The organism is Mesorhizobium sp. LHD-90, assembly GCF_030929505.1.
Lineage (GTDB): Bacteria > Pseudomonadota > Alphaproteobacteria > Rhizobiales > Rhizobiaceae > Kumtagia.
This window is the reverse complement of record NZ_JAVFVV010000006.1, coordinates 149583-170614: the sequence shown is the minus strand read 5'-3', so window position 1 is coordinate 170614 and position 21032 is coordinate 149583. Positions and strand designations below refer to the sequence as shown.

The window sequence follows — 21032 nt, the reverse complement described above, 5'->3', positions numbered from 1 at the left end:
ATGACTGCTGATCAAAACATGGCGGCGGGACGATGGCTATCCATTATCGGCATCGGCGAAGACGGACTTGACGGGCTCGGCGCGGAAGCCCGGAGGCGGATCGCCGAGGCTGACATCGTGTTCGGCGGCAAGCGGCACCTGGCGCTGGCCGAGACGGAAATCAAAGGTGAATCAAAGCCTTGGCCGTCACCCTTCGATTCGGAAATGCGCGCAATACTGGCCTTGCGGGGCCGGAAAGTATGCGTACTGGCGTCCGGCGACCCGTTCCTGCACGGTGTCGGCACGACACTGGCGCGGCATGTGCCGGCGGACGAAATGCGCGTAATTCCAGCGGCTTCCGCCTTTTCGCTGGCCGCAAGCCAGCTCGGCTGGGCGCTCCCGGAAATCGAGACCGTCTCGCTGCACGGCAAGGCGATCTCGCTGCTCCGGCTGCTGCTGCATCCCGGCGCCCGCATCCTTGCGCTGACATCCGATGCCGACGCACCCGGAAAGATTGCCAACTATCTGACGGAATTGGGTTTTGGGTTGTCGCGGCTGACCGTCCTCGAAGCGCTCGGCGGACCGGACGAGCGGCTCACGACGCTGCGCGCGGACAGCGTGAAGTCCGAAAGATTCAATCCGCTCAATGTGTTGGCCGTAGAGGTCGCCTCGACGGCCGCCACGAGCTTCATTTCCCTGGCTTCAGGCCAGGTCGACGACCTCTTCGAGCACGACGGACAATTGACCAAACGCGAAATTCGCGCGCTCACATTGTCGTCCCTCGCGCCGCTGCGGGGCGAACTGCTTTGGGACATCGGCGCCGGCTCCGGATCGATTTCGATCGAGTGGATGCTGCGTCATTTTTCGCTCAAGGCGATCGCCATCGAGGCCGACCCGGAACGGGCGGCGCGCATCGGCCGCAACGTGCAGGCGCTCGGTGTGCCGGGCCTGAAGATCGTCCACGGATCGGCCCCTGACGCCCTCGAAGGACTGCCCACCCCGGACGCGATTTTTGTCGGCGGCGGCGGCAGCGAGGCCGGTGTGATGGAGGCGGCGGTGGCAGCACTCAAGCCGGGCGGGCGGCTGGTCGCCAATGCGGTGACGCTGGAGATGGAGGCGGTGCTGATCGCCCAGCATGCGGTGCTGGGCGGCGAGCTGATCCGGCTGGCCGTGTCGCGGGCGGCACCCGTCGGCTCCATGCGGGGCTGGCGGCCGGCCATGCCGGTCACCCAATGGATCTGGAAAAAACCATGATTGTCGCCGGGCTGGGCTGCCGGACAGGCGTGAGCGAGGTGGAGGTGCTGGTCGCGATCCGCGCCGCGCTTGCCGCGCATGGCGCCGAGGCCGGCGACCTGGAAGCGCTGGCGGTGCCGGAACAGAAGACCGACGAGCCGGCGATCCACAAGGCGGCAAACACGCTGGGGTTGATCGTGCTGGTCATCGGCCGGGCGGAACTGCAAAATGCCGGCGAACGGACGTTGTCCCGCTCCGACCGGTCGCTGCAAGCGACCGGCGCGCCGTCGGCTTCCGAAGCGGCGGCGCTCGCCGCCCTCGGGCCAAGGGGAAAACTGCTCGGACCGCGCGTCGCCGTCGGGCCGGTCACCTGCGCGCTGGCGAGCGACGGAGTTTTGCCATGACGGTGCATTTCATCGGCGCCGGCCCCGGCGCGGCGGACCTGATCACCGTGCGCGGCCGCGACCTGATCGCCCGCTGCCCCGTCTGCCTCTATGCCGGTTCGATCGTGGCGAAGGAAATGCTCGACTGGTGCCCGCCGGGCGCAAGGATGGTCGACACCGCGCCGATGTCGCTGGACGAGATCGAACAGGAATATGTCGCCGCCCATGTCGCCGGCCAGGACGTGGCGCGGCTGCATTCCGGCGACCTTTCGGTGTGGAGCGCGGTGGCCGAGCAGATCCGGCGGCTGGAGAAGCACGGCATCGATTATACGCTGACGCCCGGCGTGCCGTCCTTCGCCGCCGCGGCCGCCAGCCTCAGACGCGAACTGACGATCCCGGAAGTGGCGCAGAGCCTGGTGCTGACGCGGGTTTCCGGCCGTGCCTCGAAGATGCCGCCGAAAGAGACGCTGGCCGCCTTCGGCGCGACCGGAGCGACACTGGCAATCCACCTCGCCATCCATGCGCTGGAAAAGATCGTCGAGGAGTTGTCGCCGCTCTACGGGGCCGACTGCCCGGTGGCGATCGTCTTTCATGCCTCGCGACCGGACGAGCGCATCCTTCGCGGCACGCTGTCCACCATTTCCGGGCTGCTGGCGGCGGAGCCGATCGAACGGACGGCGGTGATCTTTGTCGGGCGCTCGCTGGGTATCGGGGAGTTCCGCGAGAGCTCGCTTTACGATCCGACGTACCAGCGGCGGTTCAGGGGGCGGGAGTGATGATTTCTCCTCCAGCCCGACGCCGACGGGCTCGAAGGCGCTCTACGTTGCCCCCCTCTGTCCTGCCGGACATCTCCCCCACAAGGGGGGAGATTGAATCGGCCGCACTGGTTTCGCCAATCGCCAAGGTTGCAGAACGAGCGGAGAAGCCGAAGCTGCCAATCTCCCCCCTCGTGGGGGAGATGTCCGGCAGGACAGAGGGGGGCAACGTAGAATGCCAAGTTACCCGCCTATCCCTCCCTCACCGACATAAACCCCTTCCTCCCCTGCAAACCGCCTTCCCGATCGAATACGAGAATCTCCAGTTCGACGTCCGCCCCTCGCAAAGCCGGCGCGGCGGTGCGCCAGGCGGCCTCGGCCACGGCGTCGCCAATGGGCGCGCCTGCCGCCCGCGCCATGGAAAACGCTTCCGCCACGGTGTTGGCGCCCTTCACCGCTTCGGCCAGTTCCACCGATCCGCCGACCTGCACCACCAGCGCCGCCAGCGCGTCGAGATCGGCCGCGCCGCGCTTGGAGTGCACATCGAACATGCCCTGCGCCAGTTTGGTCATCTTGGCGACGCCGCCGGCGATGGTGACGCGCGGCACGGGATGGGCCCGCACATATTTCAGCATGCCGCCGACGAAATCGCCCATGTCGATCAGCGCCACCTCGTGCAAACCGTGGAACTTCTGCACTGCCGCCTCGGAGGAATTGCCGGTGGAACCGGCGACGTGGGTCAGCCCCATGGCGCGAGCGACATCGATGCCGCGATGGATGGAATGGATCCAGGCCGAGCACGAATAGGGAATGACGACCCCGGTCGTACCAAGGATCGAGATGCCGTGCAGAATGCCGAGGCGCGGATTGAGCGTCCTTGGTGCCAGCGCCGCGCCGTCGGGCACGGAAATCTCCACCTCGATGTCGGCGGCCTCGCCGGCTGCCTCGCGCACCGACTCCGCGATCATCTTTCGCGGCACCGGATTGATCGCCGGCTCGCCGACCGCCACCGGCAGGCCCGGCCTGGTGACAAGGCCAACGCCCTCGCCGCGGCGGAAGGTGACGCCAGAGCCCGCAGCACCCGGCCGAACCGTGGCTTTCACCAGCGCGCCATGAGTGACGTCCGGATCGTCGCCCGCGTCCTTGACGATGCCGGCCGTGGCTTCTCGGTCGCCGGTCTCGTTGACGGCGAGCGCGAAGGCGACGCGCTGTCCGCCGGGCAGTCCGATCTCCACCGGGTCCGGAAATTCGCCGGTCAGCAGCGCCGCGCAGGCAGCCTTGGCCGCGGCGGCGGCGCAGGCGCCAGTGGTCCAGCCGCGCTTCAGCGGTCGCTCTTCTGTCTCCATCATGTCGTCTATAGGCTTGCGAAGAGCGGGCGTCATCGTCCAAAGCGACGTCCATGAGCCTCGCCGACGCCATCGCCCGCCTTGATTTTCACCCGCCCGCTTTCCAGCCGGGCCATGTCTGGCTGGCCGGCGCCGGGCCGGGCAACCCCGGCTGCCTGACGCTCGACGTGCTTTCGGCGCTGGCTGAGGCGGATTGCATCGTTTACGACGCACTGGTGTCGGAGGCGGTGCTGGCCATTGCCGGCAAGGCAGAGCGGCATTTCGCGGGAAAACGCGGCGGAAAACCTTCCACCGAGCAGGAGGACATCACCCGGCGGCTGATCGCGCTGGCGCGCGAGGGCAAACGCGTGCTGCGCCTGAAGGGCGGCGACCCCTACATGTTCGGGCGCGGCGGCGAGGAAGCGCTGGCGCTCAAGAAAGCCGGCATTCCGTTCCGCGTGCTGCCGGGCATCACCTCGGCGCTGGCGGGGCTCGCCGGCGCATTCATTCCCGCCACGATGCGCGGCATCAACAAGGCCGTGGTGCTGGCGACCGGCCACGCGGCGGGCACCGACGAGGACCTCGACTGGGCGGCGCTCGCAAAAACCGGCCAGCCGATCGTCGTCTATATGGGACTGAAAAACCTGCCGCTGATCGCGCCCGCGCTTGTCGCCGGTGGGCTGCCGGCGGACACGCCGGCCGCCGTGATCGAGCACGCGACCACGCCGCGCGAACGTGTCGTGGTGGCGACGCTGGGCACGCTGGCCGACGAGGCGGCGAAGGCAGGCGTCGCCGCGCCGGCGCTGATCGTCATCGGCGGGATCGTAAAAATGCGGGCGGAGTTACGGGGGTGAGCGCTCGCGGCATCATCATCGGCGCGCCGCGCTCGGGGTCGGGTAAGACCAGCGTCACCATCGGCCTGTTGCGTGCGCTGACGCGGCGCGGGCTTTCGGCGCGCGGGGCGAAGTCGGGACCGGACTATATCGACCCCGCCTTCCACGAGGCGGCAACCGGACAGGCCGGCGTCAATCTCGATTCCTGGGCAATGCCCCCTGCCCTCATCGGCCGGCTGCTGGGCGAGGCAGCGGAGAGCGCCGACATCCTGGTGATCGAAAGCGCCATGGGCCTGTTCGACGGCATCGTCTCGGCGGATGGCCGCTCAGGTTCGGCCGGTGATCTGGCGCGGCGTTTCGGCCTGCCGGTGCTGCTGGTGCTCGACGTGTCCGGGCAGTCGCAGACCGCCGCCGCGGTCGCCAAAGGTTTTGTCGCCTACGACCCGGCGGTGCGGATTGCCGGCGTGGTGCTCAATCGCGTCGGCAGCGAACGGCATCGGAAGCTGGCGGGTGAAGCGATCGAGGCGGTCGGCCTGCCCGTGGTCGGCTGCGTGATGCGCGACGCCTCGATGACGCTGCCGGAGCGCCATCTCGGCCTGGTGCAGGCCAGCGAACATGCCGACCTCGACGCGCATATCGAGCGGCTGGCGGACGTGATGGAGCGCTCGCTGGACATCGACCGGATTGTGGGGATAGCTCGAGAGATCGACGCATCGATGCCCCCTCACCCGCCCTCCGCTTCGCTCGGCCACCCTCTCCCCGCTGGGGACAGGAGTTTCGCCGCCGATGGCTCCCGCCTTTCAGTGTTGAAAAACGAGGCAGCAACGCCGACGACCTCCTCTCCCCAGCGGGGAGAGGTCGTCCGAGCGAAGCGGAGGGCGGGTGAGGGGGAGACGGCCGACCACGGCGAGCATCACTCCACAAAAGACCCTGCCATCGCCCTCCCTCCCCCCGGCCAGCGCATCGCGCTGGCGAAGGATGCGGCGTTCACCTTCCTCTACCCCCATCTCGTCGCCCAGTGGCAAGCTATAGGGGCCGAGTTAATCCCGTTCTCCCCGCTGGCCGACGAGGCGCCCAACGAAACCTGCGATGTCTGCTGGCTGCCGGGCGGCTATCCGGAACTGCATGCCGGAAAACTGGCGGCGGCCAGGAATTTCATCGACGGCATGCGGCGGTTCGCCGAAACCCGGCCCGTGCATGGCGAGTGCGGCGGCTTCATGGTGCTGGGGGAAAAACTGGAGGACGCCGACGGCGTGACCCACACTATGCTCGGTCTGCTCGGGCATTCGACGAGTTTTGCAAAACGCAAGATGAACCTCGGCTACCGGCAGGCGACGCTGCTTGCGGATTGCCCGATCGGCAAGGCGGGAGACACCGTGCGCGGCCACGAGTTCCACTATGCCTCGCTGACCGCTGCCGGCCCGGACGCGCCGCTCGCGAACATCGCCGACGGGCAAGGTGCTCCGCTGGGCGCCTTCGGCGGCCGACGCGGGCTGGTCAGCGGCACGTTTTTCCATGCGATCGCGAGGGCGGGCTAGTGGGCGCTCCTCGCAACAGCCTGGCGGGCAGCTCGGCATGACGAGCGCCAGGAACATCGTCCGCGACGTCGGCTTCTGCATCCTGTTCTTCACGCGGCTGCCGCTGCCGGACGTACGGCTCGAAGACAGAAAGCTTTCCGAGGCCATCTGGGCCGCGCCCATCGCCGGATGGGTCGTGGCGCTGATCGGCGGCCTGGCGTTCTGGACCGCAGGCGGCCTCGGCGTGCCGCCGGGACCGGCGGCGGCGCTGGCGCTGGCCGTCACCATGCTCGCCACCGGCTGCCTGCACGAGGACGGGTTGTCCGACACCGCCGACGGTTTCGGCGGCGGGCGGAATCGCGAACGCATACTGGACATCATGCGCGACAGCCGCATCGGCGCGTTCGGTGCCTCGGCGCTCGGCCTGTCGATGCTGCTGCGCTGGAGCGCTCTGGCGGCCATCGCGGCAAGTGGGGCGGCGGACGCGGGAGCCGCACCCGACGCGGCCGCTCCCGCATCGGGCGCTGTGTTTTTTGCCCTGTTCGCCGCGCATGGCGGCTCGCGCGCGCTGCTGCCGGCCTTCATTCGCCTCGTGCCGCCGGCGCGGCAGGACGGCCTTGCGGCCGGCGCGGGAGATGTCGAGCCGGCGGTGGCCGGTGCGGCGCTGATGCTGGGTTTCCTGTCGCTGCTGGTGCTCGGCTTCGCCGCGGCGCTAGTGACCGCCGTGCTGCTCGCGGCCACGTTTTTCGCCTTCCGAGCGCTCTGCCTGAACAAGATCGGCGGCCAGACCGGCGACACGCTCGGCGCCCTGCAGCAGGCAGCCGAAATCCTCATCCTGCTGATCGCATCCGCTGTATTCTGATGAACGGAGCCCTTGCATGAACTTCGTATCCATCGACGCCCTGCGCGTCGCCTGCCAGGATCTTCCGGCCGGCGATGCCGCCGCCGCCGAGGCGGTCGCGCGCCGCCAGGACACATTGACCAAACCGCAGGGCAGCCTGGGGCGGCTGGAGACTCTGGTCGCCTGGCTCGCACGCTGGCAGGGCCGCGAGGTGCCGAAACTCGACAAGGTGAAGGTGGTGGTCTTCGCCGGCTCGCATGGCGTGACCGCGCAGGGCGTATCCGCCTTTCCGCCGGAGGTGACGGCGCAGATGGTGGCCAATTTCGCCGCCGGCGGCGCCGCCATCAACCAGTTGGCGAAAGCCGCCGGGGCGGAACTCGACGTGGTGCCGCTGCGGATCGAGCGGCCGACCGCCGACTTCACGCTCGCGCCCGCCATGGACGAGCAGGACTTCCTGGCGGCGGTGGCGCGCGGCTACGAGACGGTCGAGGACGGCACCGATCTTTTGTGCCTGGGCGAGATGGGCATCGGCAACACCACAGCCGCGGCGGCGATCGCGTCCGCCTTGTTCGGCGGCGTCGAGCAATGGGTCGGGCGCGGCACCGGCGTCGACGATGCGGGGCTGGCACGAAAGACGGCGGCCATCGAAGTGGCGCTGAAGCTGCATGGCGAGGTGCTGCATGATCCGCTGAAGGCGGCGGCGGCGGTCGGCGGGCGCGAACTGGCGGCGATCCTCGGTGCGACGCTTGCCGCGCGGCACAAGGGCGTGCCGGTGCTGCTCGACGGGTTTGTCTGCACGGCCGCGGTGGCGCCGATGATGCGGCTGCACGCACATGGGCTGGACCATGCGCTCGCCGCGCATGTCTCCGCCGAGGCCGGGCATCGCGGCCTGCTGGCGGCGATGAATCTGAAGCCGCTGTTCGATCTCGGCATGCGGCTGGGCGAGGCCTCCGGCGCCTGCCTGGCGGTCAACGTCCTGCGCTCGGCCCTGGCCTGCCACACCGGCATGGCGAGCTTTGCCGACGCCGGCGTCTCGGGCAAGGATGAAGGGCCTGCGTAGCGCTGTCGGGGAACCATCCCGCGGTTTTGGCGTTTGGCGAACGGTTTCCCCACTTTGCGCAAGGACATTCCGATGGCTTCCACCTTCTCAAGATTCCGCGACGACGTGACCGAAGAACTGGAAGACCAGGTGGCGCGGCTGCAAAAGGAGGTGAAGTCGCTGCGCAAGGCGCTGGGAAAACGCGGCGCGTCCGCCTATGACGGCTCGCGCGACATGGCGTCGGATTTCTACGACGAGATCGCCGCCCGCGTCGGCGACGCCCTGCCGGTGATCCAGAAGCAGTCGCGCGTGGTCAAGCGCGCCGCCACCGACCACCCCCTGACCACCGCGGTGATCGGCCTGGCGGTCCTCGGCCTGCTCGCCGGGTTGCTGTCGCGGCGATAGTCCTGCCGACCGGGATCGCATAGCCATTTCTGCCGGCCGCCACGGCGGACGGGTGCACGGCAGTGGTGGTGTTGGCGTTCTCCGTTAGGGCCCGTCGGTTCGGCAAGGTTTTTCAGAGAATTCGGTCGTTCTATCGTTCCTGCGCCTTACTGCGCGGCGCGTCTCGCATCCTTCTCGCCTTCAGCTTGCTTTGCGTGGCAGCCGTTGCAATCGTCGATGGGCCCGAACTCCTTGCCGGCGTGCTTGTCGGCTCGGTGGCATTCGCCGCAGAAAGCGTGGAACATGCGGTCGATGCGCATCGCTTCGATGGTCGAGATGCGCTTGTGGCACGTCAGGCAGTTCTCGTTGCCTGTCTGGTCGGTGAAGTTGTGATGGCAGCCGGCGCAGGCAAGCCCCGGATGATCGGAATGCAGGAAGTTCGCGTGGTCGACGGGGGAACGCCTCAGGGCTTCCAGTCGCGGCCCCGCCAGCGGAGCGATTGAGAGCGCTGCGACGGCTGTCGTCAACAGCGCCAGGGTCGCCGCGAGCGCCACGCCATGCCGCTCGCGAAAGATCCCTTCGACCACAAGGAAGGCCAGACCGGCGAGGATGACGACGACCGCGACGACGCTGATGCCGGCAACCAGGGCGATATGCGCGGCGGCGGCCGCCGCCAGAACATAGCCGGCAAAGCGGTGGACGCGATGGCCGAGGATCGGCCCGAGCCGGTCCCGCAGCCGGCCGGGGCGCTGTGCCGCTAACGCGGCGGCAAAGGCGGCCACGGCCAGGAAGCCGGTGACGATCTCGACCGGGACCGCCCAGGTCAGCCAGCGCCAGAACACCGGCTGCAGCCCGGCGACCACGCCGATATGACCGAGCAAGGCCGCAAGCGCCGCCCAGCCAAGCAGGTTGTGCCGGCGCGGACGATCGGGCGTCGGACGCAGCGCCAGCGCCGCGGCCATGGTCAGCAGCGCCGCCAGGCCCAGGACCCGCGCCGCCCACCAGGCTGCATCAGTCGGCCGCAGGAGGATGACGACGACGCCTGCGGCCAACAGCAACAGGCCGGCACGGCCTGCCTGCCGGGCCAGAAGTTGAACGAGGTTCGGTCGCGTGTTCACCGTCTGTCACCGCCAGCCTTGCCGCACCGCCCCCCTTGCCGCACCGCCGCCGCTACAATGTCGACTTCAAGCCAGTTGACGTGGGGCGATTGGAACACGAAAATTTGAAGGCAACCCATCCGAGCTGAACCTGGAGAGGCGCAGGATGCATGCGAGCGGAACCATTGCCCCACAGGCAACGACCTTGCTGCTGGATGCGATCGCGAGCAAGGGGCAGGAGCCGGACAGCATCCTGGCCCGGCTGGGATTGACGCGCGCGTCTCTCGCCGGCCACGACACGCCACTGGCCATCTTCACCGGCATCCTCGAGGCGGCGGCCCGCGAGCGCGGCGACACGACATTCGGCCTGAAGCTCGGGCGGGCCTACGAACTGCGAAGCCTCGGTTCGATCGCCACCGTCGCTTTCACTGCGCCGACGCTCGGCTGGGCGCTGGCCAAGTTCACGGGCTACTTCTCCAGCTTGCAAAGCAAGACGGAGACCCGGCTCGACGTGTCGGGCGATCTCGCGCGACTGTGCTATTCGATCTCCGATCCCACGGTGCGTTCGCGCAATCAGGACGCCGACTTCACGATGGCGGTGGTGCACAGGATGGTCACGACCATTCTGGGGGCCGGACGGAGCATCGACCATATCGATTTCGAGCATGATTGCTCGGACGACCTGGATACCTACCGTGCGCATTTCCGCTGTTCCGTGCAGCCGCGTCGCGCGCGCAACGCCATCTACTTTCCCGTCGCCTATCTCGAACACCGGGTGGATGGGGCCGATCCCGTCGCCAATGCGCGCGCCGAGCAGGAATTGCAGGATGCGCAGTCGGCGATGCGGCGGGAACTCGACCTGTCGACCGCCATCCAGGCTTGGATGAGCGCCGCCCTGGCGCGCGGGCTCGACACCGACATCGATCACGCGGCGGCGGATTTCGGCGTTTCGCTGCGCACCTTTCAGCGGCGATTGGCCGAAAGCGGCTTCAATTTCGTCGATATCCGCAACACGGTACGGGTGCAGATCGCCAAATGCATGCTGGCCTCGACCGCCATTCCGCTGACCGCCATCGCGTTGCAGCTAGGCTACAGCGAGGCGAGCGCCTTCTCACGCAGCTTCAAGGTGCATGCCGGCGAAACGCCGGGTGACTATCGCGCCAGCGCGCGGGGCGCTTGAGAACCGGCGCAGCCAGTTTCGACGCCCTTCACTATGGCGTGTTCTGTCAAGCGCGGTCGTTTCGGCGGGTGTACAGTTATTGCCGTGGCCAATCACTGCCCCCGGGACAGTGGAAGTTGGGCGGTGTCGGGGCGACCCATCGTCGCGATGGCGTCCCGCTACGACGCCGCGGGCAACAGGCCGACCAGGCCTGGCGCCCGTCGTCATGGCTTGGCCCGGCCGGCAGTGGCGCGGAGGACGACAAATGGGGAGGACCACGATGCGTTTGGGTCTCATCGCTGCCGTCCTGCTGGCAAGCGCGGCGATCGCGCCGGCGCATGCCCAGCAGGCGCAAGGCGAACTCCAGCCTGAGGAGTTCGGCAACGTCAAGATTCCGCCGGACACGGAGATGCTGTTCTCGGTCGATCTCGCCCTCAACCACGTGGTGGATGGCCGTACCTATGTGCTCGACGCCAAGACGCTCAAGCCGCTCGGCATCATCGGCACGTCGTTTCTCGGCATGATAAACGTACCGAACGGCACCAAGGACATCTATGTCGCGACGTCGCACCAGACGCGCACCACGCGCGGCGAAAGGTTCGACTTCGTCGAGATCTATTCGGGCGAGGACCTGACGTTCAAGGAGGAGATTCCGATCTCCAACAACCGTGCGCAGGCGCTGAATTATCGCGCGCTGCTGCAGCCCTCGGCCGATTTCAAATATCTCTACGTACAGAACGCGACGCCGGCCACATCCGTCACCGTCGTGGACATGGCCGCCAAGAAGCAGATCGGCGACATCCCCAATCCGGGTTGCTACGGCATCTTCCCGGCGAGCAAGACGGCGACCCGCATCGCCACCCTGTGCGGCGACGGCACGCTCGGCACCATCGACGTGAAGGCCGACGGCACAGGCGAAATGAAGGCCTCCGAAGCGATATTCGATCCAGACAAGGATGCGATCTTCACCAGCGGCTATCGCTGGGGCGAGCACTGGGTGCTGCCCTCCTATGCCGGCAACATCTACATCATCAACGTGGATGGCGAGACCGCCACGCTGATCGACAAGATCGAAGTGTCGAAAGGCGTCGACGGCGACTGGCGCCCCGGCGGCTACCAGCCGCTCGCCGTGCACGACAAGAACGGCGTCGCCTACATGCTGATGCATTCCAACGGCACCGAGGGCAGCCACAAAAATCCCGCCGAGGAGATCTGGGCGGTCGACCTGAAGGAAAAGAAGGTCGTCGGCCGTTCGAAATCCGTGCCGGGCATCGCACTGACGGTCAGCCAAGGCGACAGCCCGGCGCTGTTCGCCACGGACGGCCTAAAGGCGGAGGTCGTGCGCTACGATGTGCCGGCCGCGGGCAAGGATTTCGTGCTGGAGCCGTCAGCGACCGCGCCGGGAGGCGCGACCCCGGATCAGATCGAGGTGCGCTAGGCCCTGCGGACAGTTATGGATTGGAGCGTGGTATGAGCAAAAATCGTCCGGTTCCAGGAGCGAGCCCGAAGGCGGAGTTGACCTCCGTCGAGAGCTCGCGACGCCGAACCGGGCGATTTTGGCCATACCCCTTCGGGGCGCGGCGGATTTCGCGCCCGGCTTCGTTGAAAAGCCCTTGTGGTGGTCGGCACCACGGCGGTCTTTTCGCCTCGCCGAACACGAAATCCGGCTCGCGCCACGCCCAATCCCTAACTGTCCACAGGGCCTAGCCGCCATGGTCGCTCTGCATCCGATCCTGATTGTCGTGGCGGCGGGCGCTCTGGTTTGCGTGTTTGCCCGCGCGGCGCTGCACAAAGCGGTGGATCCCGCGATGTTTGCGCACACCATGAACGGCTATCGCGTGCTGCCGCGGGCCGCCGTGCAGCCGGCGGCGTTCGGCCTGATCGTCCTGGAATGCGCCGTCGTGCTGGGGCTGATCGTGCCGACGACACGTCCGTATGCGGCCGCAATCGGCCTCGTTCTGCTGGTGCTGTATGCCAGCGTCATCGCGCTCAATCTGGCGCGCGGCAATGACCATATCGACTGTGGCTGCGGCGGCGCGGGGCAAGGCCTGTCCTGGTTCCTGGTGTTGCGCAATGCCGCGCTGGCGACGCTGTGCCTCGTGGCGATGGCTGCGCCCTTGCCGGTGCCGATGACGGCGGCGGCTTGGGCAAGCGCGGCAGCCGGCATCCTGTCCTTCCTGCTGTTGTTCGCGGGCGTCGAGAAACTGATCGACAACTGGTCGTGGCTGCGCGCGTCGAACCGCGCGTTCGAGCAGCATCATCACGAGGGGCATCATTGATGGAACCGCTGGTCGTCGCCGTGATCGTGCTGTGGGCAATCGTCATTGTCTTGCTGGTGGTGGTGTTTGCCCTGGCCCGCCAGGTCGGCATCCTGTTCGAACGCGTCGCGCCGATGGGCGCGCTGATGACGGACGCCGGCCCGAAGATCGGCGAACACTCGCCGCGTTTCGATCTCCTGACGCTGGAGGGCAAGCCGCTTGTCCTCGGCCCCCCCTCGCCCAAGAACACGCTGGTCTTCTTCCTGTCGACCACCTGTCCGGTGTGCAAGAAGCTGCTGCCGGTGTTGAAATCACTCAAGCAGGCGGAAGCCGAAAATCTGTCGATCGTCATCGCCAGCGACGGCGATGCGCTGGAGCATGGCGCGTTCCGCCGCGCCGCCGGCCTGGGCGAGTTCCCTTATGTGCTGTCGCGCGACCTGGGCATGGCATATCGCATCAACCGGCTGCCCTTCGCGGTGCTGCTGGACCGCGAAGGCGTCCTGCGCGGCAAAGGATTGGTGAATTCACGCGAACAACTGGAAAGCCTTCTCAACGCGCAGGATCTCGGCCACGCCTCGATCCAGGGCTGGATCGAAGCGCGAACGGGCGAACGCGCCTTGAATTAGGGGAGATAGCGAGATGTCGGGATTGATCGACAAACTTTTCGGCGCCATCGACCGGGCCGCCGAGAAGGGGTCGCGCCAGATGGCGCATCGGCTCGGTCGGCGTAGTTTCCTGTCGTTTGTCGGCAAGGCAGCGGTAGGCGGCGCGATCATGCCGATGCTGCCCTTCGATCGCGCCGGCGGCGGCACCGCCCGCGCGGCTGAGGAGAAGACCGACCAGGAATGCGAATACTGGCGCTATTGCGCGCTTGATGGTTTCCTGTGCACTTGCTGTGGTGGCACCGTCAATTTGTGCCCGTCCAACGCGCAAGTGTCCTCGGTGACGTGGGTCGGCACCTGCCAGAATCCGGCCGACAGCAAGGAATATCTGATCAGCTACAATGATTGCTGCGGCGTCGCATCCTGCGGCAAATGCCTCTGCAACTTCAATTTGCGCGAACGTCCCGGCTACCGCATGGCCGTCCACAACGACATCAACTGGTGCATGGCCAACACGCCCGGCACCTATCACTGCACCGTGGCCGCGGTCGTCGGCCTGGGCAGCAGCAATGGCTAGACTCGCGCTGGCCGCCGCGTTTGCGGCGCTGGCGGCGACGTCGGGGGCGGCAGACGACGCGGTGCTGTTCGCAAAGCATTGCGGCGCCTGCCACGGCAAGGCGGGGGTCGGGGTTCCGGGCCTGGCGCCGCCGCTGGCGATGGCCGAATGGGCGAAAGCGGGCAAACCCGACAGCCGCGACTATGTGCCGGCCGTGGTGCTGAACGGCCTTTCCGGCAAACTGACGGCGGCCGGCCGAACCTACCGGAGCGTCATGCCGCCGCAAAAGCAGCGCAGCGACGAGGATATCGCGACGCTGGCCAACTACGTGCTCGCGGCATTGAACGCCGCGCCTGCCGATTTCAAGCCGCTCACCGCCGCCGATGTCGCCACGTTGCGCGCGACCAAGACCGATCACAAGACGCTGCTCGCCATGCGCGCCAGGCTGGTGCCGTAGACCGATGCGGCTGGCGGCCGTGATAACCTTCGGGCTGCTCGCAGGTCTCTGCCGGACCGGGCCGGCGGTCGCCGAAGACGGCCGGATGCTCTATATGCTGCATTGCTCGGGCTGTCATGGCATGCAAGGCACGGCGTCCAGCCTTGGCCGCATCCCGCCGCTGGCCGGCGCCGTGGGATACTACATGACGTCGCCGGAGGCCCGCATCTTTCTCCCCCAGGCGCCCGGCATCATGAATTCCGGGCTGAGCGACGCCGATGTCACAACCCTGATGAACTGGCTGGTTCCCGCGCTTGCCAAAAACTCTCTCATCGAACCGTTCAGACCCTATACAGTCGAAGAGATCGCGGCATCCCGCGCAAGCAAGCCGGCGGACTTCTTCGCCGCCCGCCGCAAGGTCACCGATCGTCTGCGGCTGCAAGGACTGGAATTGCCGCGCTATTAGAGCGTGTCGGGTTCAGTCTGGTCTGAAAGACTCCATCTAGGCGGTTTCGGCGCGCTTGAGCCCAAGCCGCTCTTCCACCTGCTGGCGCATGATGAACTTCTGCACCTTGCCGGTGACGGTCATCGGGAACTCCTCGACGAATTCGACATAACGCGGCACCTTATAGTGCGCAATCTGACCATGGCAGAACGCGCGCAGCTCCTCCTCGGTCATCGTCTCGCCTTTGTGCAGCCGAACCCAGGCGCATGGTTCCTCGCCGTACTTGAGGTCGGCGACACCGAAGACCTGTACATCCTGGATCTTCGGATGCCGGAACAGGTATTCTTCGATCTCTCGCGGGTAGACATTCTCCCCGCCCCTGATAATCATGTCCTTGATGCGCCCGACAATATTGCAATAACCTTCGGCATCGATGGTCGCGAGATCGCCGGTGGACATCCAGCCGCGAGCATCGACAACTTCGTCGGTCTTCGCCTCGTCATCCCAATAGCCGAGCATCACCGAATAGCCGCGCGTGCAAAGTTCGCCAGGTTCCCCCCGCGGAACGATGCGGCCGCTGGCATCCACGATCTTCACCTCGAGATGCGGCTGAATGCGGCCGACCGTCGAAACGCGACGTTCGAGAGGATCGTCGACAGCGCTCTGAAAACTCACCGGACTGGTCTCAGTCATGCCATAGGCTATGGTGACCTCGCGCATGTTCATGCGTCCGACGACGCGTTTCATGACCTCGATCGGACAGGGTGCGCCCGCCATGATGCCGGTGCGCAGCGAACCGAGGTCGAAGCGCTCGAATTGCGGATGGTCGAGTTCGGCGATGAACATGGTCGGCACGCCGTAAAGCGCCGTGCATTTCTCGGCTTCGATGGTTTCCAGCGTCGCGAGCGGGTCGAAACCTTCTCCGGGATAGACCATAGCGGCGCCATGGGTGACGGCCGCGAGATTGCCCATCACCATGCCGAAGCAGTGATAGAGCGGCACAGGAATGCAGATGCGGTCCTTCTCGGACAGGCCGATCGCGCGGCCGACGAAATAGCCGTTGTTGAGGATGTTATGGTGGGTGAGCGTCACCCCCTTCGGCGAGCCCGTGGTGCCGCTGGTGAACTGGATGTTGATCGCGTCGTCGAACTGCAGTTCGCCCGCGAGCGCCCGCAACGCCTCACGCTCCGCTGCGCCGCCGCGCTGGGCAACGTCCTGGAACGCAATCGTCCCCGGCGCCTGCGGTCCGCCAATCTGGATGACGATGCGCAAGTGCGGCAACCGCGCGGCTGAGAGCCGTCCCGGCGTCGCGCCGGAGAGCTCGGGGGCCAACGCGGTGATCATGCCAATGTAGTCGCTGCTCTTGAACGCCGTCGCCGTCACCAGCGCGACGCAGCCGACCTTGTTGAGCGCGAACTCCAGCTCGGACAGCCGATAGGCTGGGTTGATCGTCACCAGGATCAGTCCGGCGCGCGCCGCGGCGAACTGCGTCAGCGCCCATTCGGCGCGGTTCAGCGACCAGATGCCGATGCGGTCGCCCCGGCGAAGGCCCAGCGCGGTAAGGCCGGCCGCGAAGGCGTCGGCGCGATCGCGCAGGTCCCGCCAGGTCCAGCGGACATCCTGTGCGCGCGCAATCAGCGCCGGTCTGGCGCCCCATCTATTGGCGGCGCGTTCAAGCGCTTCACCGATCGTATGGCCAAGCAGCGGCACCTCGGCGACACCCGATGCATAGCTCGTTGGGACACCGGTCATCATTTCCTCCCGTTCCCTTCCGATGCTGATCTATTTGCGGGGTGGTGTCACATTGTTTCTGCGTTGGCGGATCGACGGTGGCGGTCCGCCGGATTCTGCAGCACACTGCCGGGACGCTGCCGGAGTTCCGCCATGCCCGTCGACGCCGCCGCCATCATCGCCCGCTTCCTGCTCGCCGTGGTGTTTATCCCCAACGGCATCATGAAACTTTCCGACGTCTCAGGCACGGCAGGTTATTTCGCCGGCCTCGGCTTTCCCATGCCGACGGCGGTGGCGTGGGGGAGCGGCCTGTTCGAGCTGCTTGCCGGCCTTTGCATCGTCGCCGGTTTCCAGACCCGCATCGCCGCCGTCCTGCTCGCGCTGTTCTGCCTCGCCGCCGGCGTGACCGGCCATGTCGGCCAGGGCGGCGACGATCCGGTTATCGCTTTCATGCACATGCAGGCGCTGCTGAAGGACATCGGATTGGCGGGCGGGTTCGTCGCGCTGGCGATCGCCGGGCCGGGCCGCTTTTCGATCGATGGTGCCGTCAACCCTCCCCCTTGAAGGGAGGGTTGGTTCGGCGCTACTCCGCGATCGCCATCTCCAGCTTGCGGCCGGAGACCCGCGCAAGCTGCGCCAGCCGCCCCGCCGGCCGCTCGCCGGCCAAGGCGGCGAATTCCTTCGGCACAACCAGCGCCAGCGCGTCGTTCGGCCGCCGCTCCCATTTCAGCTTCGGGATGACGCCGGGCATCGACGCCGACAGCAGATAGACCACGCGCATCATGGCGCCGAGCAGGCGGGCGCGTTCCAGATAGCGCGGGGTCGCCAGCGTCGCGATGAAGGCCGCGCCCGTATCGTTGAACACGCCCTCGTGGCGGAAAAAATTGGTCAGCGCCAGGAAGGCGCGTCCCGGATGGTCGACACCGATGAAGGAGGCATGGGCGATGATGTTGAGCGACTGTGTGCCGCGGTACTCCGGATGCGCGCGCCAGCCGATGTCGGCCAAAAGGCAGGCGGCGCGGCGGTAGCGCATTTCCTCGTCGGTCTCGTCGATGCCGAACACGCTGAAGGAGTAACCCGTCCAGTCCGCCAGTTCGCGCGCATGCGCCACCGAGCGGGCGCGCAGCAGCGCCAGTTCCTCGGACGCCGAGATCAGCGGGTCGGCCTGCTGTTCGCGCGGCGACAGGAGCGAGTACAGAAAACCCTCGCGCACGCCGAGCGCCGACACCACCACCTTCGACGGCTTCATCGCCGCGATGATCTCGAGCAGCACCGCCGCGCCGTAGGGCAGCAGCGCCCGGCGGCTCTTGGAGATGCCGTCGATGCCCTTGACCTTGTCGGTCTCGCCGCGCGCCACCTGGCGCAGGAAGGGCAGCGCGCTGTCGATGCCGAGCTCGTAGTGATGCATCACCGCCAACGGATAGTTGGTGGCGTTCATGTGCAGGCGGGCAAGGTTTCGCCAGGTGCCGCCGACCGCGTAGAACACGCGCCCCTCCCCGCCCTTGAGCAGCTTTGCCCGCGCCAGTTCGTCGCGCGCGATCTTGGCGGCCGCCGTCAGCGAATTCTTGGCCATGTCCTGCAGGCGCAGGCCGCCCAGCGGCAGCGTGATGCCGTCGCCGATCGCCTCGCCCCTGACGTCGACCAGCTCCAGGCTGCCGCCGCCGAGGTCGCCGGCGATGCCGTCGGCCGGATGAAAGCCGGAGATCACGCCCAGCGCCGAATAATAAGCCTCCTCGCGCCCCGACAGCACTCGGATGTCGGTACGCAGGATCTGTTCAGCCCGCTGGATGAAGTCCGGCCCGTTCACCGCCTCGCGCGCCGCCGCCGTGGCGATCACATAAAGCTCTTTGGCTCCCGCCTGGTCGGAGAGTGCGCGGAACCGCCCGAACTCTTCCACGGCGCGGGTGACGCCCTCCGGGTCGAGCTTTCCAGTCGAGACGATGCCGCGGCCGAGCCCCGCCAGCATCTTTTCGTTGAACAGGACGGTGGGAGACCGGGCGATCCCCTCGTAGACGACGAGGCGAATCGAGTTCGAACCGATATCGATGATCGAGATCGGGCTGCGGTCTTGCAGCCGACCCTGGGAGTTTGCCAGCATCCGGGCTCCTAGGTCGCGGCGGCGGTCTTCTTGCGGCGCTTGAACTGCGCGATCTGCTTGGGAGCGTTGCTCTTCAGCGCAACGCCGCGCCCGGACAGGCTGGGATTGGTCATGAAATATTCCTGGGCGTTGAACGGTTCTTCGCCCTCGTCCGGCACGATCCGCCGCGAGGTACCGTCAGCCAGTACCTCAAAGCTTTGCTGGTTGTCCATGATGTTGCCGAGCATGATCTGGCCCAGCACCTGTTCATGCACCGTCGCATTGGTGATCGGCACCAGCGTCTCGACGCGGCGGTCGAGGTTGCGCGGCATCATGTCGGCCGAGCCGAAATAGACGATGGCCTCGTCGTCAGGCAGGCCGTGACCGTTGCCGAAACAGAAGATGCGGCTGTGCTCCAGGAACCGCCCGACGATCGATTTGACGCGGATGTTGTCGGAAAGGCCAGGCACCTGCGGCCTGAGACAGCAAATGCCGCGGATGACCAGGTCGATCTCGACGCCGTTGCGGCTGGCTTCGTAGAGCGCGTCGATCACCGTCGGGTCGACCAGCGAGTTCATCTTCATCCAGATGCGCGCCGGCCGGCCCTCGCGGGCGTGCACGATCTCGTCGGCGATGTGTTTCAGAATGCGGCTGCGCAGCGTCAGCGGCGACATGGCGATCGCCATCTCCTCCGCCGGCTCGGCGTAGCCGGTGATGTAGTTGAATATCTGCGAGACGTCGCGGGCGATGCGCGGGTCGGTCGTGAAGAACGACAGGTCCGTATAGATGCGCGCGGTGATCGGGTGATAATTGCCGGTGCCGAGATGTACGTAATTACGCAGCTTGCCGTCCTCGCGGCGCACCACCAGCGACATTTTTGCGTGCGTCTTCAACTCGATGAAGCCGAACACCACCTGCACGCCCGCCCGCTCCAGGTCGCGCGCCCAGCGTATGTTGGCCTCCTCGTCGAAGCGCGCCTTCAGCTCGACCAGCGCCGTTACCGACTTGCCGGCCTCGGCCGCGTCGACCAGCGCGCGCACGATCGGGCTGTCGTTGGAGGTGCGGTAGAGCGTCTGCTTGATCGCCACGACGTCCGGGTCGGCCGCCGCCTGGCGCAAGAACTGCACCACCACGTCGAAGGATTCGTAGGGGTGGTGGACGACGATGTCCTTCTCGCGGATCGCCGCGAAACAGTCGCCGCGATGGTCGCGCACCCGTTCCGGGAAACGCGGGTTGAAGGGCACGAATTTCAGATCGTCGCGGGCGACCGCCACGATCTCGGAAATCTGGCTGAGCGCCAGCGGCCCGTCGATGACGCTGATGCGGCTCGATGACACGCCGAGTTCACTGGCGACGAAGTCGCGCAGTTCCGCCGGCATCCGACCGTCGAACTCGATGCGGATCACCGAGCCGCGCCGGCGCCGCTTCAGAGCCGTTTCGAAGAAGCGGACGAGATCCTCCGACTCTTCCTCCACCTCGATGTCGCTGTCGCGTATCAAGCGGAACGTGCCGGCGCCCTTGAGCTCGTAACCCGGAAAAAGACGGCCAATATAGATGCCGACCGCCTCCTCCAGTGGAATGAAGCGCACATGCTTCTTCTGGTCGGGCAGGCGGATATAGCGCTTCAGCGCGGTTGGCAGCCTGAGCAGCGCGTTCATCTCCTCGCCTTCCTTGCGGTGGCGCAGGCGCAGCGCGATCGAGAAGCCGAGATTGGGGATGAACGGGAACGGATGCGCCGGGTCGATCGACAGCGGCGTCATCACCGGGAAGATCTGCTGCTCGAAATGGTCGTCGAGCCACACCCGCTCGTCGGCGCTGAGGGCATCCGCGGTGACCGTCTCGATGCCTTCGGCCTGCAGCAACGTCTTCAGCGCGGCGAAACTCTCCTGCTGGTCCTCCTGCAGCCGGCCGACCTCGTGCAGCAACTGTTCGAGCTGCTGTTCCGGCGTGCGGCCGTCGGGGCTGCGCAGCGCAATCCCCTCGCGCACCTGGCCGGCGAGCCCGGCGACGCGCACCATGAAGAATTCGTCGAGATTGGCGGCCGAGATCGACAGGAAACGCACCCGTTCGAGCAGCGGATGGCGGACGTTCTGCGATTCCTCCAGCACCCGGCGGTTGAACTGTAGCCACGAGAACTCGCGGTTGACGAACCGGTCCGGATTGCCCTCGACAGCCTCGGCCGAAACGGCCTCCGCCGCCGCGAACTCCGCCTTCAAGGGTCTCAGTTCGTTCATGGCTGCAAAATCCCCGGTGTCGCCAGCGCCTGACGCGGCAATCTACCTCCTGACAGGGGATTGTGACAGTTTGATTTCAGGGACTCCCTCCATTCCATAGGGCGTCGATAGACTGTCACTTAGGCGATTCTCGATGCACGAAAAAGAT

Annotated in this window: 21 protein-coding genes; 16 read left to right on the top strand and 5 right to left on the bottom strand. The window is 66.7% G+C overall.

Annotated features, from left to right (window positions below):
- Genes cbiE through cobM form a run of 3 tightly spaced genes read left to right on the top strand, consistent with a single transcriptional unit; the run spans nucleotide 1 to nucleotide 2371 of the window.
- Nucleotides 1–1233, top strand: coding sequence for a precorrin-6y C5,15-methyltransferase (decarboxylating) subunit CbiE (gene cbiE / locus RB623_RS10240; RefSeq protein WP_308056863.1), 1233 nt, complete (start codon nucleotides 1–3; stop codon nucleotides 1231–1233).
- The gene (locus RB623_RS10235) at nucleotides 1212–1616 is read left to right on the top strand and encodes a cobalamin biosynthesis protein (RefSeq protein ID WP_308056692.1); all 405 of its coding nucleotides are present in this window, start codon (nucleotides 1212–1214) and stop codon (nucleotides 1614–1616) included. Before cbiE ends, RB623_RS10235 begins: the two co-directional genes overlap by 22 nt.
- A complete protein-coding gene (gene cobM, locus RB623_RS10230) occupies nucleotides 1613–2371 on the top strand; it encodes a precorrin-4 C(11)-methyltransferase (protein ID WP_308056691.1) in 759 nt (252 codons plus the stop codon). Before RB623_RS10235 ends, cobM begins: the two co-directional genes overlap by 4 nt.
- 230 nt (nucleotides 2372–2601) lie before the next feature.
- On the opposite strand, the gene RB623_RS10225 is transcribed toward cobM, so the two are convergent.
- Nucleotides 2602–3696 (bottom strand): cobalt-precorrin-5B (C(1))-methyltransferase, encoded by a 1095-nt coding sequence (locus RB623_RS10225; protein ID WP_308056862.1) that lies wholly within the window; start codon nucleotides 3694–3696, stop codon nucleotides 2602–2604.
- Between the two features lie 53 nt (nucleotides 3697–3749).
- Between RB623_RS10225 and cobA the strand changes: the two genes are divergently transcribed.
- The 5 genes from cobA (at nucleotide 3750) to RB623_RS10200 (ending at nucleotide 8310) form a co-directional block, all read left to right on the top strand.
- Nucleotides 3750–4529, top strand: coding sequence for a uroporphyrinogen-III C-methyltransferase (gene cobA / locus RB623_RS10220; protein ID WP_308056690.1), 780 nt, complete (start codon nucleotides 3750–3752; stop codon nucleotides 4527–4529).
- Nucleotides 4526–6046, top strand: a complete 1521-nt coding sequence (locus RB623_RS10215; protein ID WP_308056689.1) for a cobyrinate a,c-diamide synthase — start codon at nucleotides 4526–4528, stop codon at nucleotides 6044–6046. Before cobA ends, RB623_RS10215 begins: the two co-directional genes overlap by 4 nt.
- A 37-nt stretch (nucleotides 6047–6083) precedes the next feature.
- Nucleotides 6084–6887, top strand: a complete 804-nt coding sequence (locus RB623_RS10210) for an adenosylcobinamide-GDP ribazoletransferase (protein ID WP_308056687.1) — start codon at nucleotides 6084–6086, stop codon at nucleotides 6885–6887.
- 16 nt (nucleotides 6888–6903) lie between these two features.
- Nucleotides 6904–7926 (top strand): nicotinate-nucleotide--dimethylbenzimidazole phosphoribosyltransferase, encoded by a 1023-nt coding sequence (cobT, locus tag RB623_RS10205; RefSeq protein ID WP_308056686.1) that lies wholly within the window; start codon nucleotides 6904–6906, stop codon nucleotides 7924–7926.
- Between the two features lie 72 nt (nucleotides 7927–7998).
- Nucleotides 7999–8310: a hypothetical protein gene (locus tag RB623_RS10200; RefSeq protein ID WP_308056685.1), complete on the top strand. Its 312-nt coding sequence runs from the start codon at nucleotides 7999–8001 to the stop codon at nucleotides 8308–8310.
- Nucleotides 8311–8456: 146 nt separating this feature from the next.
- On the opposite strand, the gene RB623_RS10195 is transcribed toward RB623_RS10200, so the two are convergent.
- A complete protein-coding gene (locus tag RB623_RS10195) occupies nucleotides 8457–9407 on the bottom strand; it encodes a cytochrome c3 family protein (protein ID WP_308056683.1) in 951 nt (316 codons plus the stop codon).
- A 145-nt stretch (nucleotides 9408–9552) separates the two neighbouring features.
- Here RB623_RS10195 and RB623_RS10190 point away from each other — a divergent pair, with 145 nt between their 5' ends.
- The 7 genes from RB623_RS10190 (at nucleotide 9553) to RB623_RS10160 (ending at nucleotide 14863) form a co-directional block, all read left to right on the top strand.
- Entirely contained in the window at nucleotides 9553–10566 is a 1014-nt protein-coding gene (locus tag RB623_RS10190; RefSeq protein ID WP_308056682.1) for an AraC family transcriptional regulator ligand-binding domain-containing protein, read from the top strand.
- 259 nt (nucleotides 10567–10825) lie between these two features.
- On the top strand, nucleotides 10826–11983 hold the full coding sequence (locus RB623_RS10185) for an amine dehydrogenase large subunit (protein ID WP_308056681.1): 1158 nt from the start codon (nucleotides 10826–10828) through the stop codon (nucleotides 11981–11983).
- 274 nt (nucleotides 11984–12257) lie between these two features.
- The gene (locus RB623_RS10180; protein ID WP_308056680.1) at nucleotides 12258–12824 is read left to right on the top strand and encodes a MauE/DoxX family redox-associated membrane protein; all 567 of its coding nucleotides are present in this window, start codon (nucleotides 12258–12260) and stop codon (nucleotides 12822–12824) included.
- Nucleotides 12824–13429, top strand: coding sequence for a methylamine dehydrogenase accessory protein MauD (mauD, locus tag RB623_RS10175; protein WP_308056679.1), 606 nt, complete (start codon nucleotides 12824–12826; stop codon nucleotides 13427–13429). The genes RB623_RS10180 and mauD overlap by 1 nt, the downstream gene beginning before the upstream one ends.
- A 13-nt stretch (nucleotides 13430–13442) precedes the next feature.
- A complete protein-coding gene (locus RB623_RS10170) occupies nucleotides 13443–13982 on the top strand; it encodes a methylamine dehydrogenase light chain (protein ID WP_308056678.1) in 540 nt (179 codons plus the stop codon).
- A complete protein-coding gene (locus tag RB623_RS10165) occupies nucleotides 13975–14418 on the top strand; it encodes a cytochrome c (RefSeq protein ID WP_308056677.1) in 444 nt (147 codons plus the stop codon). The genes RB623_RS10170 and RB623_RS10165 overlap by 8 nt, the downstream gene beginning before the upstream one ends.
- A gap of 4 nt (nucleotides 14419–14422) precedes the next feature.
- Nucleotides 14423–14863, top strand: a complete 441-nt coding sequence (locus RB623_RS10160) for a cytochrome c (RefSeq protein WP_308056676.1) — start codon at nucleotides 14423–14425, stop codon at nucleotides 14861–14863.
- 36 nt (nucleotides 14864–14899) lie between these two features.
- Here RB623_RS10160 and RB623_RS10155 read toward each other — a convergent pair whose 3' ends face one another.
- Nucleotides 14900–16594 (bottom strand): AMP-binding protein, encoded by a 1695-nt coding sequence (locus RB623_RS10155; protein ID WP_308056675.1) that lies wholly within the window; start codon nucleotides 16592–16594, stop codon nucleotides 14900–14902.
- Between the two features lie 132 nt (nucleotides 16595–16726).
- On the opposite strand from RB623_RS10155, the gene RB623_RS10150 reads away from it, so the two are divergent.
- Nucleotides 16727–17137 carry a DoxX family protein gene (locus RB623_RS10150; protein ID WP_308056674.1) on the top strand — a complete coding sequence of 137 codons (411 nt, stop codon included), beginning with the start codon at nucleotides 16727–16729 and terminating at the stop codon, nucleotides 17135–17137.
- Between the two features lie 19 nt (nucleotides 17138–17156).
- Here RB623_RS10150 and ppx read toward each other — a convergent pair whose 3' ends face one another.
- Both ppx and RB623_RS10140 read right to left on the bottom strand, forming a co-directional pair.
- Nucleotides 17157–18671, bottom strand: a complete 1515-nt coding sequence (gene ppx / locus RB623_RS10145; protein ID WP_308056673.1) for an exopolyphosphatase — start codon at nucleotides 18669–18671, stop codon at nucleotides 17157–17159.
- A gap of 8 nt (nucleotides 18672–18679) precedes the next feature.
- Nucleotides 18680–20884, bottom strand: a complete 2205-nt coding sequence (locus tag RB623_RS10140; protein ID WP_308056672.1) for an RNA degradosome polyphosphate kinase — start codon at nucleotides 20882–20884, stop codon at nucleotides 18680–18682.
- Between the last annotated feature and the right edge of the window lie 148 nt (nucleotides 20885–21032).

Coding starts and splice junctions, on each gene's coding strand:
- cbiE (WP_308056863.1), top strand. CDS start 1: ATGACTGCTGATCAAAACATGGCGGCGGGACGATGGCTATCCATTATC.
- RB623_RS10235 (WP_308056692.1), top strand. CDS start 1,212: ATGGATCTGGAAAAAACCATGATTGTCGCCGGGCTGGGCTGCCGGACA.
- cobM (WP_308056691.1), top strand. CDS start 1,613: ATGACGGTGCATTTCATCGGCGCCGGCCCCGGCGCGGCGGACCTGATC.
- RB623_RS10225 (WP_308056862.1), bottom strand. CDS start 3,696: ATGGAGACAGAAGAGCGACCGCTGAAGCGCGGCTGGACCACTGGCGCC.
- cobA (WP_308056690.1), top strand. CDS start 3,750: ATGAGCCTCGCCGACGCCATCGCCCGCCTTGATTTTCACCCGCCCGCT.
- RB623_RS10210 (WP_308056687.1), top strand. CDS start 6,084: ATGACGAGCGCCAGGAACATCGTCCGCGACGTCGGCTTCTGCATCCTG.
- cobT (WP_308056686.1), top strand. CDS start 6,904: ATGAACTTCGTATCCATCGACGCCCTGCGCGTCGCCTGCCAGGATCTT.
- RB623_RS10200 (WP_308056685.1), top strand. CDS start 7,999: ATGGCTTCCACCTTCTCAAGATTCCGCGACGACGTGACCGAAGAACTG.
- RB623_RS10190 (WP_308056682.1), top strand. CDS start 9,553: ATGCATGCGAGCGGAACCATTGCCCCACAGGCAACGACCTTGCTGCTG.
- RB623_RS10185 (WP_308056681.1), top strand. CDS start 10,826: ATGCGTTTGGGTCTCATCGCTGCCGTCCTGCTGGCAAGCGCGGCGATC.
- RB623_RS10180 (WP_308056680.1), top strand. CDS start 12,258: ATGGTCGCTCTGCATCCGATCCTGATTGTCGTGGCGGCGGGCGCTCTG.
- mauD (WP_308056679.1), top strand. CDS start 12,824: ATGGAACCGCTGGTCGTCGCCGTGATCGTGCTGTGGGCAATCGTCATT.
- RB623_RS10170 (WP_308056678.1), top strand. CDS start 13,443: ATGTCGGGATTGATCGACAAACTTTTCGGCGCCATCGACCGGGCCGCC.
- RB623_RS10165 (WP_308056677.1), top strand. CDS start 13,975: ATGGCTAGACTCGCGCTGGCCGCCGCGTTTGCGGCGCTGGCGGCGACG.
- RB623_RS10160 (WP_308056676.1), top strand. CDS start 14,423: ATGCGGCTGGCGGCCGTGATAACCTTCGGGCTGCTCGCAGGTCTCTGC.
- RB623_RS10155 (WP_308056675.1), bottom strand. CDS start 16,594: ATGACCGGTGTCCCAACGAGCTATGCATCGGGTGTCGCCGAGGTGCCG.
- RB623_RS10150 (WP_308056674.1), top strand. CDS start 16,727: ATGCCCGTCGACGCCGCCGCCATCATCGCCCGCTTCCTGCTCGCCGTG.
- ppx (WP_308056673.1), bottom strand. CDS start 18,671: ATGCTGGCAAACTCCCAGGGTCGGCTGCAAGACCGCAGCCCGATCTCG.
- RB623_RS10140 (WP_308056672.1), bottom strand. CDS start 20,884: ATGAACGAACTGAGACCCTTGAAGGCGGAGTTCGCGGCGGCGGAGGCC.